Source organism: Vibrio sp. CCUG 15886 (genome assembly GCF_028570825.1).
In the GTDB taxonomy this organism is placed as follows: domain Bacteria; phylum Pseudomonadota; class Gammaproteobacteria; order Enterobacterales; family Vibrionaceae; genus Vibrio; species Vibrio vulnificus_B.
In genome coordinates this window covers 158,675-173,229 of the sequence record NZ_JAQQBT010000005.1, presented here as the reverse complement: position 1 = coordinate 173,229, position 14,555 = coordinate 158,675, and the positions used below count along the sequence as shown (strand labels likewise).

At 48.2% G+C, this 14,555-nt stretch carries 14 protein-coding genes and 1 tRNA gene; 7 read left to right on the top strand and 8 right to left on the bottom strand.

From position 1 onward, the window contains the following. Positions 1-89 precede the first annotated feature (89 nt). Complete coding sequence (locus PQQ36_RS12295; RefSeq protein WP_072604197.1) at positions 90-806, top strand: SIMPL domain-containing protein; 717 nt, start codon at positions 90-92, stop codon at positions 804-806. Between the two features lie 112 nt (positions 807-918). Here the strand turns inward: PQQ36_RS12295 and PQQ36_RS12290 are convergent. The 5 genes from PQQ36_RS12290 to rpsU form a co-directional block, all read right to left on the bottom strand. Then, a tRNA-Ile gene (locus PQQ36_RS12290) sits at positions 919-994 on the bottom strand. Between the two features lie 145 nt (positions 995-1,139). Further along, entirely contained in the window at positions 1,140-3,014 is a 1,875-nt protein-coding gene (gene rpoD, locus PQQ36_RS12285) for an RNA polymerase sigma factor RpoD (protein WP_011078714.1), read from the bottom strand. A 99-nt stretch (positions 3,015-3,113) separates the two neighbouring features. Continuing rightward, complete coding sequence (gene dnaG / locus PQQ36_RS12280) at positions 3,114-4,877, bottom strand: DNA primase (protein ID WP_039552634.1); 1,764 nt, start codon at positions 4,875-4,877, stop codon at positions 3,114-3,116. 86 nt (positions 4,878-4,963) lie between these two features. Further along, positions 4,964-5,407 carry a GatB/YqeY domain-containing protein gene (locus PQQ36_RS12275; RefSeq protein ID WP_011078712.1) on the bottom strand — a complete coding sequence of 148 codons (444 nt, stop codon included), beginning with the start codon at positions 5,405-5,407 and terminating at the stop codon, positions 4,964-4,966. A 28-nt stretch (positions 5,408-5,435) separates the two neighbouring features. Beyond that, positions 5,436-5,651 (bottom strand): 30S ribosomal protein S21, encoded by a 216-nt coding sequence (gene rpsU, locus PQQ36_RS12270; RefSeq protein WP_001145625.1) that lies wholly within the window; start codon positions 5,649-5,651, stop codon positions 5,436-5,438. 228 nt (positions 5,652-5,879) lie between these two features. On the opposite strand from rpsU, the gene tsaD reads away from it, so the two are divergent. Next, positions 5,880-6,899 (top strand): tRNA (adenosine(37)-N6)-threonylcarbamoyltransferase complex transferase subunit TsaD, encoded by a 1,020-nt coding sequence (gene tsaD / locus PQQ36_RS12265; RefSeq protein ID WP_011078711.1) that lies wholly within the window; start codon positions 5,880-5,882, stop codon positions 6,897-6,899. Positions 6,900-7,020: 121 nt separating this feature from the next. Beyond that, positions 7,021-7,839: an alpha/beta fold hydrolase gene (locus PQQ36_RS12260; protein WP_045623878.1), complete on the top strand. Its 819-nt coding sequence runs from the start codon at positions 7,021-7,023 to the stop codon at positions 7,837-7,839. A gap of 71 nt (positions 7,840-7,910) precedes the next feature. Here the strand turns inward: PQQ36_RS12260 and plsY are convergent, their stop codons facing one another. After that, a complete protein-coding gene (gene plsY / locus PQQ36_RS12255; RefSeq protein ID WP_017421270.1) occupies positions 7,911-8,522 on the bottom strand; it encodes a glycerol-3-phosphate 1-O-acyltransferase PlsY in 612 nt (203 codons plus the stop codon). A gap of 123 nt (positions 8,523-8,645) precedes the next feature. Between plsY and folB the strand changes: the two genes are divergently transcribed. Genes folB through PQQ36_RS12240 form a run of 3 tightly spaced genes read left to right on the top strand, consistent with a single transcriptional unit; the run spans position 8,646 to position 10,303 of the window. Next, the gene (folB, locus tag PQQ36_RS12250) at positions 8,646-9,005 is read left to right on the top strand and encodes a bifunctional dihydroneopterin aldolase/7,8-dihydroneopterin epimerase (RefSeq protein ID WP_017421271.1); all 360 of its coding nucleotides are present in this window, start codon (positions 8,646-8,648) and stop codon (positions 9,003-9,005) included. Then, a complete protein-coding gene (gene folK, locus PQQ36_RS12245) occupies positions 9,002-9,484 on the top strand; it encodes a 2-amino-4-hydroxy-6-hydroxymethyldihydropteridine diphosphokinase (protein WP_011078707.1) in 483 nt (160 codons plus the stop codon). Before folB ends, folK begins: the two co-directional genes overlap by 4 nt. A gap of 15 nt (positions 9,485-9,499) precedes the next feature. Then, on the top strand, positions 9,500-10,303 hold the full coding sequence (locus PQQ36_RS12240) for an undecaprenyl-diphosphate phosphatase (RefSeq protein ID WP_011078706.1): 804 nt from the start codon (positions 9,500-9,502) through the stop codon (positions 10,301-10,303). Positions 10,304-10,366: 63 nt separating this feature from the next. Here PQQ36_RS12240 and PQQ36_RS12235 read toward each other — a convergent pair whose 3' ends face one another. Then, complete coding sequence (locus tag PQQ36_RS12235; protein WP_045623882.1) at positions 10,367-11,590, bottom strand: multifunctional CCA addition/repair protein; 1,224 nt, start codon at positions 11,588-11,590, stop codon at positions 10,367-10,369. A gap of 98 nt (positions 11,591-11,688) precedes the next feature. Between PQQ36_RS12235 and PQQ36_RS12230 the strand changes: the two genes are divergently transcribed. Continuing rightward, entirely contained in the window at positions 11,689-13,845 is a 2,157-nt protein-coding gene (locus PQQ36_RS12230) for an AAA family ATPase (protein WP_045596237.1), read from the top strand. Positions 13,846-13,918: 73 nt separating this feature from the next. On the opposite strand, the gene PQQ36_RS12225 is transcribed toward PQQ36_RS12230, so the two are convergent. Then, positions 13,919-14,530: a TIGR04211 family SH3 domain-containing protein gene (locus PQQ36_RS12225; RefSeq protein ID WP_011078703.1), complete on the bottom strand. Its 612-nt coding sequence runs from the start codon at positions 14,528-14,530 to the stop codon at positions 13,919-13,921. Positions 14,531-14,555: the final 25 nt, after the last annotated feature.

Below are 14,555 nucleotides of genomic sequence, written 5' to 3'. Positions count from 1 at the left end.
ATCTAATTAGTGCCATGTCTCAGTACTGAAGAACTGACTACGCTATGTTGTAGGATTCGAAAGTTTTGGTAATTTTTAAAGGTTAGGTTATGAGAGAAATGACAACCAAAGCCGCGTTGATTCTAGGTGTATCCCTAATTGTCGGCTTAGGCGTATTGGGTTATCTAGTTCAGCAAACGGCCATTCAATACAAAGCACTGGATCGCATTGTAACGGTTAAGGGGTTATCGGAGAGAGAGTATCCTGCTGATACGGTCATTTGGCCGATCCGTTTTACGGTTGCCAGCAATGACATCCAAGATCTTTTCACCAAAGTGGATACGCAATCAACGTTAATCACCGATTTTCTTAATGAACGTGAGCTTGCTGATAGTGTCCAATGGTCTGCCCCTGCGGTGATTGATAAGAAAGCTCAGCAATATGGGGGAGAAGCAAATGCGGAATATCGCTATCTCGCCATTCAAACCATCACGGTGTACAGCAATAAAGTTGATTCGGTACGACAGGCCATCAGTCTCATTGGACAGCTGGGCAAGAAGGGGATTGTTTTCAACCAAGATTCTTACGACAACCCGATTGTCTACAGCTTCACTCGCTTAAACGAAATCAAGCCGGAAATGATCGAAGAAGCCACACACAACGCGAGAGAGGTGGCTGAGAAGTTTGCCAAAGATTCCAATAGTTCACTTGGCAAAATCCGCACAGCATCACAAGGCCAGTTTTCTATCATGGATAGAGATCACAACACACCACATATTAAACGCATTCGTGTTGTTTCGACGGTTCAATACTATCTTTCTGATTGATTAAGGGAAGTGCCTAATGAACCAAAGCTTACTGGAAGTACTCACAGACCAGGTATAGAGCTGACTAGAAAAGACAAAGGCTCGTAGATTTCTCTACGAACCTTCTAGAATTTGGTGGCCCCTCCCAGACTTGAACTGGGGACCAATCGATTATGAGTCGACTGCTCTAACCACTGAGCTAAGGGGCCAAATCAGAGCCAAGATTATAGGAGAACTCGCGCAGGGTGTCTAGACGTAGCTACGGCTAATTGCGCTTAGTTTTTATTCACTTAGCGAAGGAAACGACAAAAAAGGTGAGCCATGGCTCACCTTTTTGCTTGAGAAGAGTATGCGTTACTCGTCAAGGAAGCTGCGCAGAGTTTCTGAGCGGCTTGGATGACGCAGTTTACGCAGTGCTTTTGCTTCGATCTGACGAATACGCTCACGCGTTACGTCGAACTGTTTGCCCACTTCTTCTAGAGTGTGGTCGGTGTTCATGTCGATACCAAAACGCATACGCAGTACTTTTGCTTCACGAGGTGTTAGGCCAGCAAGAACATCTTTTGTCGCTGCTTTTAGGCTGGTCGCCGTTGCAGAATCAAGAGGTAGCTCTAGCGTGGTATCTTCGATGAAATCACCTAGATGCGAATCTTCATCGTCACCGATTGGCGTCTCCATTGAGATTGGCTCTTTAGCAATTTTCAGTACTTTACGGATCTTATCTTCTGGCATTTGCATACGCTCTGCCAGTTCTTCCGGTAACGGCTCTCGACCCATCTCTTGTAGCATTTGACGAGAGATACGGTTTAGCTTGTTGATCGTTTCGATCATGTGTACCGGAATACGAATCGTACGTGCTTGGTCTGCGATTGAACGCGTGATTGCCTGACGAATCCACCAAGTTGCGTAGGTCGAAAACTTGTAACCACGACGGTATTCAAATTTATCAACCGCTTTCATCAGACCGATGTTACCTTCTTGGATTAGATCCAAGAACTGTAGACCACGGTTTGTGTACTTCTTCGCGATAGAGATAACGAGACGTAAGTTCGCCTCAACCATCTCTTTCTTCGCACGGCGAGCTTTTGCTTCACCGATAGACATACGACGGCTGATGTCTTTGATGTTGTTTACTGAAAGCGACGTTTCTTCTTCAATTGCTCTTAGCTTGGCGATTGAACGACGAATGTCTTCTTCGTGCAGCTTGATCTTTTCTACGTATGGCTTGTCAGAAGCGAGGATCTGATCTAACCATTCTTCGTTAGATTCGTTGCCAGTAAAGAGTGCAATGAACGACTTCTTCGGCATTTTCGCGATTTCTACCGCAGACTTCATGATCAAGCGCTCTTGCGTACGAACGCGATCCATGGCGGTGCGAAGTTCGTTAACCAAATGGTCAAACTGCTTCGGTGTTAGACGAAACTCTTTAAACACATCGAGCATCAGTTCATGGGCTTGAGCTGTTTGAGCACTCTCTCGACCATGTTCATTCACGGCAAGTTGCAGATTCTGGTAGCTGTTACGAAGCTGAGTGAACTTCTCTAGCGCCATTTCAGGGTCGATGCCGACATCTTCCTCTGAATCACTGCTTGAATCGCCATCTTCGTCTTCATCTTCGTCTTCATCGTCGATGTCGGTGTTGTCTTCATCTTCCAAATCAGATTCTGCAAGCTCTGAACCGATGTGTGTTGCGGTTGGAGCTGCCGTTTCATCTGCATTTGGATCAACAAAACCACTGATAAGATCAGTGAGGCGAAGTTCTTCCGCTTGTACTTTGTCGAACTGTTCAAGAATATAAGGAATGGTTCCTGGGTATTCAGCAACAGACGACTGTACTTGGTTGATACCATCTTCAATTCGTTTAGCGATGTCGATTTCGCCTTCACGAGTTAGAAGTTCAACGGTCCCCATTTCACGCATGTACATGCGCACTGGGTCTGTAGTGCGACCAATTTCGCTTTCTACGCTTGAAAGCGCAGCAGCGGCTGCTTCGGCAGCATCTTCGTCGGTAATGTTTGTTTCATCACTCAGTGCTAGGTCATCGGCATCAGGAGCAGTTTCTACTACCTTGATACCCATGTCGTTAATCATCTGAATGATATCTTCCACCTGTTCTGAATCTACGATTTCAGCAGGTAGGTGGTCATTTACTTCGGCGTAGGTCAGATAGCCTTGCTCTTTGCCACGGATGACAAGTAGTTTTAGCTGTGACTGCGGATTATGATCCATAGACGGTATCCAACTTCGTAATCTGGTGAAGGAATTAGTATGCGAAATGCAAACCACTAACTATAGCAAATAAAACTGTTGCTGACTAATTAAACAGGGTTACGCTTTTAAATCTAGCATGAGTGCCATAAGCTCCCTTCTTTCATCGGCTGATAAGCCGATGCTTCTATCTTTTGCCTGCAGGTTCTCAATTTGCTTTTCAACACACTGAGCAAGAATCTTGTCCAGCGAGTCTAAAAATATGTCTTCTTCATTGTCATCGTCGAGGGGGATTTCCCAACCTGCTAAACGAGACAGAAGTTGTTCATTCTGGCTGCCACGCCAGCTTTCTAGCAATTGGCCTGTGGTTATATTGGGGCGTGCTTGGCATCTTTCAAGCACTTCTATCAATAAACTCAAGCCGGGTATGGTTAAATGTTTGACCGGGGTTAAATCCGGCACCAGCTGCGAGAAGCTTGGACGCTGAATTAATAGGGCGACCACTTCACGCATGGGTGTTCTTTTTAGCTCACGGTGGGGCTGTGGCTTTTTGTCGGTTTGGCCTTGGCGATCGATCAGTTGTTGTAGCTGTCGTTCATCCACCAAGCCTAAACGGCGGCCAAGTAATTCCCTCAAGTATAGACGCAAAGTGCCGCCTGGCACTTTATCGATCAAAGGAACCGCTAAGGTTGTGAGCTTCGCCATACCTTCTTTGCTGCTCATGTCAACTTGTTGCGCAAGCGAGCTGAACATGAACTCTGACAAGGGCATGGCATTGGCCACTTGTTGCTCAAACTGCGCTTTACCAAATTGACGAATATACGAATCGGGATCTTCGCCATCAGGTAAAAACATGAACTTCAATTGTCGGCCATCATTTAAGTAAGGCAATGCGTTTTCCATGGCTCGCCAAGCGGCTTCTCTTCCTGCTCGGTCACCATCGTAACAACAGACGACGGTGCTGGTTTGACGAAACAGCACTTGTAGATGATCACCCGTGGTGGAGGTTCCTAGTGAAGCGACGGAATAATCTACGCCATATTGGGCTAGAGCGACAACGTCCATATAGCCTTCGACCACTAAAATTTGAGGTGGCTCTCGATATGCCTGTAGGACTTCGTACAAGCCGTAAAGCTCTTTGCCTTTGTGGAAGATTGGGGTCTCTGGTGAGTTGAGATATTTTGGGGTGCCATCCCCAAGCACTCGCCCACCAAATCCGATAACACGCCCACGGCGATCGCGAATAGGGAACATCACACGGCCACGGAAGCGATCGTAGCGATTACCTTTTTCGTTCTCGATCAACATACCACCGGCGACCAGCATCTCTTGTGCTTCAGGATGCTGACCAAAGTTTTTACGCACCAAATCCCATTCATCGGCAATATAACCAATGCCAAATTTCTGTACGATCTCGCCTGATAGGCCGCGATTTTTTAGGTAATCGATCGCGATTTTGCCTGAAGACAGCTTCAGTTGATTGCGATAGAACTGGCTAATGCTGGCCATTAAATCGTAGAGGCTGCGCTTTTGGCTACTGCTGGCTTGAGGTGCTTGGCTAAACTTAGTGTTGGTTGAGCGTTGTTCGCGTGGAACGTCGAGACCAAGATAAGAGGCAAGTTCCTCAATGGCTTCCACAAACTCCAATCGTTCAAATTCCATCATAAAATCGATGGCATTGCCGTGTGCACCGCAACCGAAACAATGGTAGAACTGTTTTTCTTGGCTAACGCTGAAAGAGGGGGTTTTTTCGTTGTGGAATGGGCAGCAAGCCCCATAGTTCTTGCCTTTTTTCTTAAGTTTCACCCGTGCGTCGATGATGTCGACGATATCAAGTCGAGCAAGGAGATCATCAATAAAACTGCGTGGGATGTGTCCTGCCATAAAACCTAATAAAAAAGAGAAGGGTAGATACAAACAAGCCGTGCGTTCCAGAGGATAGCACGGCTTGCTGCAAACAGGTGCGGGAACTAAGCCAGTTTAGCGCGAACTAAACCACTTACTTTACCCATATCTGCACGGCCTTGAATTTGCGGTTTCAGTACAGCCATTACTTTGCCCATGTCTTGCATGCCTGCTGCACCAGATTCGGCAATCGCACTGTCGATCAGCGCGGCTACTTCGTCTTCATTCAGCGGTTGAGGCATGAATTCTTCAAGCACCGTAATTTCTGCTTTTTCCGCATCAGCTAAGTCTTGACGACCTGCTGCTTCAAATTGCGTAACAGAGTCGCGACGTTGTTTAACCATTTTTGTCAGCACAGCAAGAATGTCATCATCGTTCAGAGTGATCTGTTCGTCGACTTCACGTTGCTTGATAGCAGACAGGGCTAAACGAATAGTGCCAAGGCGCTGTTTGTCCTTGGCTTTCATCGCTAGTTTTTGCTCTTCTTTGAGTTGTTCAATAAGAGCCATAACTAAATTCCTTTCCGGAGCTCAGTTATTAGTACAGGCGAACGCGACGAGCGTTTTCGCGAGCTAGCTTCTTAGCGTGACGCTTTTGAGCTGCTGCTTTAGCGCGTTTGCGAACTGTAGTTGGTTTTTCGTAGTGCTCACGACGACGCACTTCAGAAAGGATACCTGCTTTTTCGCAAGAGCGCTTGAAACGACGTAGAGCAACGTCGAACGGTTCGTTTTCACGTACTTTAACTACTGGCATATGCCTTTCACCTCAGGGGTTATTCGTTAACGCTGGCAATAAATAGACAAATCACTAGCGATTGGTCTCTAACCAGCTTGATCAAAAATGGTGCGGAATTTTAATCCGATCCCTGCGCCTTTGTAAAGCCTTTTGTCGATTATTGTCTGTACAAAATTTGTTTGTCTGGGCTGCGCGAGGTAATATGTCGGCAAATTTTCTATTAGCACTGAGCATACAGAGAAAACTATGCGCATTCTCGGCATTGAAACCTCCTGTGATGAAACAGGAATCGCCATTTATGACGATGAAAAAGGCCTACTGGCCCATAAATTATATAGCCAAATTAAACTGCATGCCGATTACGGCGGTGTCGTGCCTGAGCTCGCTTCTCGTGACCACGTGAAGAAAACCATTCCTCTTATTAAAGAGGCGTTGAAAGAAGCCAATTTAACAGCAAAAGATATTGATGGTGTTGCTTACACAGCAGGGCCAGGTTTAGTGGGGGCACTTTTGGTGGGGGCAACGATCGGTCGAAGCCTCGCTTACGCTTGGGGAGTGCCAGCCGTTCCGGTTCATCATATGGAAGGTCACTTGCTCGCACCTATGCTTGAAGACAACCCACCGCCGTTTCCATTTGTGGCGGTGTTGGTCTCGGGTGGTCACTCGATGATGGTGGAAGTGAAAGGCATTGGTGAGTACAAAATTCTAGGCGAATCCATTGATGATGCGGCGGGTGAAGCATTCGATAAGACGGCGAAACTCATGGGGCTAGATTATCCCGGTGGTCCATTGCTGTCTAAATTGGCCGAAAAAGGGACGCCGGGTCGCTTTAAGTTTCCGCGTCCGATGACCAATGTACCCGGTTTGGACATGAGCTTCTCTGGTTTGAAAACCTTTACCGCGAATACCATTGCGGCGAATGGTGATGATGAACAAACACGTGCCGATATTGCGTACGCTTTTGAAGAGGCCGTGTGTGCCACATTGGCGATCAAATGCAAGCGCGCACTAGAGCAAACGGGCATGAAACGTATTGTGATTGCGGGTGGGGTGAGTGCCAACCGTCGTCTTCGTGCTGAGCTAGAAAAACTGGCGCACAAAGTGGGTGGGGATGTCTATTATCCACGTACCGAGTTTTGTACTGATAATGGTGCAATGATCGCGTATGCGGGCATGCAACGTTTGAAGAATAATGAAGTGTCAGATCTTGCGGTAGAGGCCCGACCTCGCTGGCCAATTGATCAATTGACGCCAGTGATGAAATAAACTCAGTATAATCACGGTCGCTTAGGCGGCCGTTTTTTTAATTTGCTGCTTTGTATTCAACATGGAACTGGATGGCATCTTGTGTTGCCTATGTTAGGTTCTGCTGATTTTAGGAAAAATAATGAAAACATTCGTCATAGATGGCAAAAGCATGGCTTATCAAGATGTGGGTCAAGGTCCGGTCTTGTTATTTGGTCATAGCTATTTGTGGGATAGCCAGATGTGGGCGCCACAAATTGAATTTTTAAGTCAGTCTTATCGTTGTATTGTGCCGGATTTATGGGCGCATGGGGAATCTGAGTCCGCACCAACTCACTGCAATTCATTGGTGGATTACGCTCAACACCTGCTCGCGTTGATGGATCATCTACAAATTGAGACGTTTTCTATTGTCGGTTTATCCGTTGGTGGGATGTGGGGAGCGGAACTGGTTTCACAAGCACCAGCACGAGTGACTTCTTTAGTCATGATGGACACCTTCATTGGTCTAGAGCCGGAAGTGACCCATCAGAAATATTTCGCCATGTTGGATGCTATTGCGCAAAGCCAAATGGTGCCAGCACCGATTGTGGAAGCGGTGGTGCCGCTGTTTTTTGCCAACGATGCGAAAGAGCAAACCCCGCAATTGGTTTCGGATTTCGAACAACGCTTAGCGTCACTTTCCGGTGAACGTGCGGTGGAAGTGGCGAGAGTTGGACGTATGGTGTTTGGTCGTCGCGATGTGATTGAGGATGCGGAAAAATTCGCTTTGCCAACCTTGATCGCCGTTGGTCAGCAGGACAAACCTCGGCCAGTGTTTGAATCTTACTTGATGCACGATGTGATCACCGGCAGTCAATTGGTGGAAATTCCTAACGCTGGCCACATCAGTAACTTAGAGCAGGTTGAGTTTGTTAACCAAATGCTTGAGACGTTTCTCGCGGCAGTTTACGCCAAGTAAGCGAACGAAAATGGCCTCATGAGAGGCCATTTTCTATTCCTTTGACGTTTATCGTCGTCTCTTATTTCGCTTTACTGTGACTTGGGCATTTGCAGTTTTTTCTCACCGATCTTGGGTTCTTCACCAGTAAATAAACGGCGGATATTTTGGTGATGTCTTAACACAATCAAGCAGCAGAGCATGCCTACGGGCAAGGTGTACTGGGGCTTGATCATCCAAGTGTACATCGGGGCAAGTAAAACGGTGACCAAAGCGGCCAATGAAGAGTAGCGGAAGAGTATCGCGACCAACAGCCATGTCACCATGATCATCCCTGTCAAATCCAAACCGATAGGGGCTATGGCTCCCAGCGCTGTTGCCACCCCTTTACCCCCTTGGAAATGAAAGAACAATGGGTACATATGACCAAGGCAGGCCGCAATGGCGATCACGCCAAGCAGTACGGGTTCAATGCCGAGGTAGTAACCACTCCAAACCGGAATGGTCCCTTTGAGCATATCGCACAGCAGCACGGCCGCGGCGGCACCTTTGCCACCGATGCGCAACACGTTGGTAGCACCAGGGTTGTTTGAACCCACACCTCGAGGATCGGGCAATCTCAGCACACGACAAATCAGCACCGCACTGGAAATTGATCCCAGCAGGTAGGCGATGATGGTCATTGTCACTGCCATTGCGTCCATGTGAGTCCCTAAATGATTGGAAAGTAATGCTCATTTTTCGCGTAGTTGCTATCATAGCGCGATTGCAAAAATAATACGATGAATTTACCCCATTCGGGTATCCGACCTCTATAAGGACAAATTATGGCGCTGGATAAAGTGTTTATTGAACAGTTGGAAGTGATTACCACCATTGGTGTCTACGACTGGGAACAGCAAATTAAGCAAAAATTGGTGTTGGATATCGAAATGGCGCACGACAATCGTCCTGCAGGCAAAAGTGATGATGTGGCCGATGCGTTGGATTATGCGCAAGTGAGCGAGGCGGTATTGAATCACATTGAAAGTGGTCGTTTCTTGCTGGTGGAACGCGTCGCGGAAGAAGTGGCTGAGCTCATCATGACTCAATTCTCAGTGCCTTGGATTCGCATTCGCTTGGCTAAGCCGGGAGCCGTTCCACAAGCTCGCGCTGTGGGTGTGGTGATTGAGCGAGGCCAAGCATGAACACCGTCTATATCGGCGTAGGCAGTAATATTGAGCGAGAAAAGCACGCACGAGCCGCTTGGCAAGAGCTCACTTTGCTTGGCGAAGCCTTACAAGCCTCACCGATATATGAATGTGCCGCTGTTGGTTTCGACAGCCATGCCTTTTTCAATTTTGTCATTCGTCTCAATACGTCTATGACGTTAGAGGAACTGGCTTCTCAGCTCCGCCAAATCGAACTGCGATGGGGCCGAGAAGAAAATGCAGCGAAGTATCAGGATCGAACACTGGATCTTGATATTGTGCTGTTCGGCGAATGCATTTCGAGCCAAAAGCCTGAACTGCCTCGCAGTGATATCTTTAAATATCCCTTTGTCATACAACCGCTTTATGATTTGCAGCCGGATCTGGTGATTCCAGGAGATGGCCGTACCGTGGAAGAGATTTGGCAAACTGCACGCGATCTCGACACATTGAAAGCGGTTGATTTTTCATTATAAAAAACTGAGTAAACCATGAGTTATTTTGAAGCGTTTGTGTTGGCTTTGATTCAAGGCCTGACCGAGTTTTTGCCGATTTCCAGTTCGGCGCATTTGATCCTGCCTTCCGCCATTCTTGGTTGGGAAGATCAAGGGTTAGCTTTTGATGTGGCGGTGCATGTCGGTACCTTAGCCGCCGTGGTGATCTATTTCCGTAAAGAGGTGATCACGCTCTTCGCTGCTTTGTTCGCGTCGATTTTTAAAGGCGAACGAAGTAAAGAAGCCAAGTTGGCGTGGATGATTGTGATTGCGACGATCCCAGCCTGTATCTTTGGCTTGGTGATGAAAGATGTCATCGAAGTTTATCTGCGTAGTGCCTATGTGATTGCCACAACGACCATTATTTTTGGTCTGTTGCTTTGGTGGGTCGATAAGAATGCCTCTTTGCTGGATGATGAATACCAAGCTGGTTGGAAGAAAGCCCTGTTTATTGGTATTGCTCAAGCATTGGCGATGATTCCCGGTACTTCTCGCTCTGGGGCGACCATTACCGCTGCGCTTTACTTGGGCTTTACTCGTGAAGCGGCCGCGCGCTTTTCTTTCTTGATGTCGATTCCCATCATTACGCTGGCGGGTTCTTATCTTGGCTTGAAGTTAGTGACCAGTGGCGAGCCCGTTCATGTCGGCTTTTTGCTAACCGGTATTGTCACTTCCTTTATTAGTGCCTATCTGTGTATTCACCTGTTCTTGAAGATGATTTCACGTATGGGAATGACGCCGTTTGTGATCTACCGATTGATCTTAGGTGTCGGCTTATTTGCTTACCTGTTAATGGCTTAATCTCGAGTTGCTTGATCGCACAATCACTATAACGCCCACAAGAAATTGTGGGCGTTATGTATTTTAAGCGTTCAGCAGCACTGCTTTTACCGCTTCAGTGCGCCTTCTTTCCTGTTCATCACGAATGGCAGGCCCTTTAAACCCATCCTGAATGATCGATTGCACCTCGACAGAGAGCGCGGCTTGATACGCTAACTGGATCCGTTCTGCTTGAGGGTAAGGGTGATCTTGCAGACCTTGGCGACCCGCATGATCGGCTTGGCAACAAAGGAGGATATCGTTTAACCGCTCCGCTTTGCGCCACACATCCAGTTTGTTGAAGATTTTGACCATGGTTTGCGGCTTGAGCTCGGCTGCGCGATGGATGTTGGAGTGCTGCTCACACACCATTAAAGCCAGATCGCGAAACTCATTCGGTACGCGCACGCGTTCACACAACTGTTTAATCAACTTGAGACCGGTGTGGCAATGCATTTTGTGGCTTGGCCATTCGCTTGGCGGTGTCACGCCTTTGCCTAAGTCGTGCAATTGGGCTGCAAAGCGCACCACAGCAGATGAGCTCAGCTTCGCCGCTTGTTCTGCGACCAACAAGGTGTGTATGCCAGTGTCGATCTCTGGGTGCCATTTTTCAGGCTGAGGGACACCAAACAAAGCATCGATTTCGGGAAGTACCACGGCCAGAGCGCCACACTGACGCAAGACAGCAAGAAACTGCTGTGGCGCAGGCGTGAGTAGCGATTTGTGCCATTCTTGCCAAACTCGCTCGGCGGTCAGTGCAGACAGCTCGCCAGAAACGGCAATGGATTGCATCAACTGCAAGGTTTCATCGGCCACGCGAAACCCGAGTGGTGCCAGTTTGGCCGCAAAGCGAGCCACTCGCAGTACGCGCAGAGGATCTTCGACAAAGGCCTCTGACACATGGCGTAAAATACGATCCTGCATATCTTGCTGTCCACCATACGGGTCATAAAGCACGCCCTGGCTATCCATGGCAATGGCGTTGATGGTCAGGTCGCGTCTGAGGAGATCCTCTTCTAAAGTCACATCTGGGGAGAAAAAGCACTCAAAGCCTTTGTAGCCTTGGCCTGTTTTTCGCTCAGTGCGAGCCAGCGCGTACTCTTGTTTGGTTTTGGGGTGTAAGAAAACTGGAAAATCTTTCCCGACAGGAGAGTATCCAGCATTGAGCATTTGTTCCGCAGTTGCACCGACGACAACCCAATCTTGATCGTAGACGGGAATGCCCAATAACTTGTCTCTTACCGCTCCACCCACTAAGTAAACTTCCACGCGTGTGACCTCGAATATTTGCTTATCTGACTGGACATTGTAGCAAGCAATGGTACTTTGCTCTCTATTCAATTGACGTATTTGCATTTGGTCTGTGTATGTATAAGGATTTTTTTGGTTTCTCTGAGCTGCCTTTCTCGATAGTGCCCAACTCCCGCTATCTCTATTTAAGTCAGCGCCATCGTGAAGCCATCACACATTTACAGGCTGGCCTCGGTGATGGTGGTGGTTTTGCCATGCTGACTGGGGAAGTGGGGACGGGGAAAACCACAGTCGCAAAATCAATGTTGGCCAACCTTGACGGCCAAACCTGTGCCGCTTTGCTGCTCAACCCAACCTTTTCCAGTGTCGAACTGCTTGAAGCCATTTGTGATGAGTTTGGCTTGAGCTACGCGGCCAACGCTTCCCTTAAACAGCTCAACCAACGCATTTACCAGTTTTTGTTGGAAAATCATCAGCAAAATATCCAAACTTTGTTGGTGATTGATGAAGCACAACATTTGGCGGCGGATGTATTGGAGCAGTTGCGTTTATTGACCAATCTGGAAACGGAAACACGCAAGCTGTTAAAAGTGTTGTTGGTGGGGCAACCTGAACTGCAACAATTACTGCAGACCACACAATTGCGGCAACTTGCTCAGCGCATTACAGGCCGTTACCACCTATTGCCACTGAATCCTCAAGAAACCGCAGACTACATTGCGTTTCGTATTCATACCGCTGGGGGAAATCGTACCCTGTTTGATCACGCCAGCGCCAAAGTGATTGCTCAGTATAGTCATGGTATTCCCCGCCTGATTAACTTGATTTGCGATAAAGCGTTGCAATTGAGCTATCACCAAGGCGACAAAAAAATCACTAAAGCGACGGTCGAGCGTGCTTGCCAAAATGTGATGGCATTTCAGGCTGAGATCTATCAGCAAACCTCAAACCGTTTGTCTTTCCCTTGGGGGAAAGTCTCTGTAGTGGCCGTTTGCGTTGCCGGAGTGTTGGCCATGGCCGCTTATTGGCCTTTGATCCCCACTGACAATGTCGTTTCCACTGCGCCTCAGGTCGAGCTAGACAGGCCTGCAACCGAGTTGCCTGTACCAGCTTCAGTGCCAGCAATCTTGGTGAATGATGAACAATGGCTCGGCGAGTCAGCTGTCGCGCGGATGACCACTCGAGCGCAAGGATTAGAAGAGCTTTACAAATTATGGGGATATCGAGCAACGCGCATCGATACCTTATGTGAACAGCCATCCACGTCGATTTTCCAGTGCCAAGTTCGGCAGCTTAATTGGCAAGAGTTGCAGCAAACGCCACACCCTTTGTTGCTGACACTGCAGCATGAAGGGCAACGGGCTTACGTTGTCTTGCTGGAAGTCAACTCAGAGCGCGTCGTTCTGCTTACAGGCGAGCAACGCCTCACCTTCACGGTTCCACAGTTGATGTCATTATGGCGGGGCGAAGTCACCGATCTATGGCCTATGCCTCTGAGAGAGACATTGCGCCTGGGTATGCACGGTGAGGCCATTGAAGTTTTGGACCAATTGCTCGCTAAAGCACTCAATGATGAACCGTTAATGACGACGCAGTTTAATGCAGAGCTGATGCAGCGAGTGGAATGGTTTCAACGTTGGCAAGCGATGACCGAGGATGGCATCGCCGGTCAGCGTACCTTGGCGCGTTTGCAGCACATGGTCTCATTGTCCGAGCCGTGGCGAGAACTCTCTCAGGCTGAGAAACAAGGCGAAGAGCAGGTGATGCGCTATCCTGAGTTTCCCTCGCTCGCGCCCCTTCTCAGAACATATCCGTTGGCGGAAACTGGCGACGTTATCAACGTGGCCGATCAAACAAGCCCCACTTTGGTGGCGAGCCCATCAATTCCGAGTGAAGAAAAGAAAACAGAGGACGAGCGACTGTTTGAAAACCTCGACCTGTCAGGCTTATCGCCAGAGCTGGCGCAAAAAGTCGAAAATGCCTTGCTGGTGGAGACACAAACTGACAACTCTCCGCAAGCAGAGTCAACGGTTTCAAGGCTCGATCTGAGCGCGGAAAAATGGCATGGGCGCTTGCCGCCACTCAATTTGCAGACACACATGTATTCGAGCGATCCGAAACGTCGCTGGTTGAAGATTAATGGTGCGGAGTTCCATCAAGGTGAGTGGATCGATAACCAGATTCAACTGGTGGAGATTTCAGCGCAGTCGGTGATTGTTGAGTTCCAAGGAGAGCAGATCGAAATTCCAGCGCTCTATGAATGGAAAGGCTAAAGAGGAACTGCAAGGGTTCATCAGCCGAAGAGTGAGAAAGAAATCGGGCCGCGAATGCGGCCCGTTTTGATGTTTATGCCCAGCCTGAGTTTGACTTCTTACGACGTGGGATCATGTAAGGCAGAATCAAGCCGAACAGAAGACCAATGCCAGCCACACCACCACCGTACATGAAGTATTTCAACAGTAGGTCGTCTTTTTGTGTGTCGAGTTTTGCACGCAGTTGGCGATTTTCTGTTTGTACAGAAGCAAGTTGATCACTGATTTCGCTGTATTTCTTCTCTAGATCTGAAATTTGTTGGTTGCGAGTGTCAAGGGAGTCCACCAAGCCTGCCTTTTCGGTATCGGCATTTTGGCGCGCATTCGCCAATTGAGATTTTACTTCTTTCAGCTCTTTCTCAAGACGAGGAAGGCGCACAGCCATACTTTCTTGGCGTGTGATGAATTTTGCTTGAACCCAGCCCTTGCGGCCTCGCTCATCGACCACTTCGCTATAGCCAGTTTCGCTGTTGGTTTGAAGGAGTTTTACTTTGCTACCCGCATCAACGCTACCAATAATACGAAACGTGTTATTTGGGCCAGAGTGCATGTAGGTAAACAGTTCATCTGCGATGTAGCGGTCTTGGGCGAAAACGGATGGTACAGCCAGAATAGTCAGTAACACCGTGACGATGAGTTTTTTCACAATAAATCCCTTAACGATTTAATCA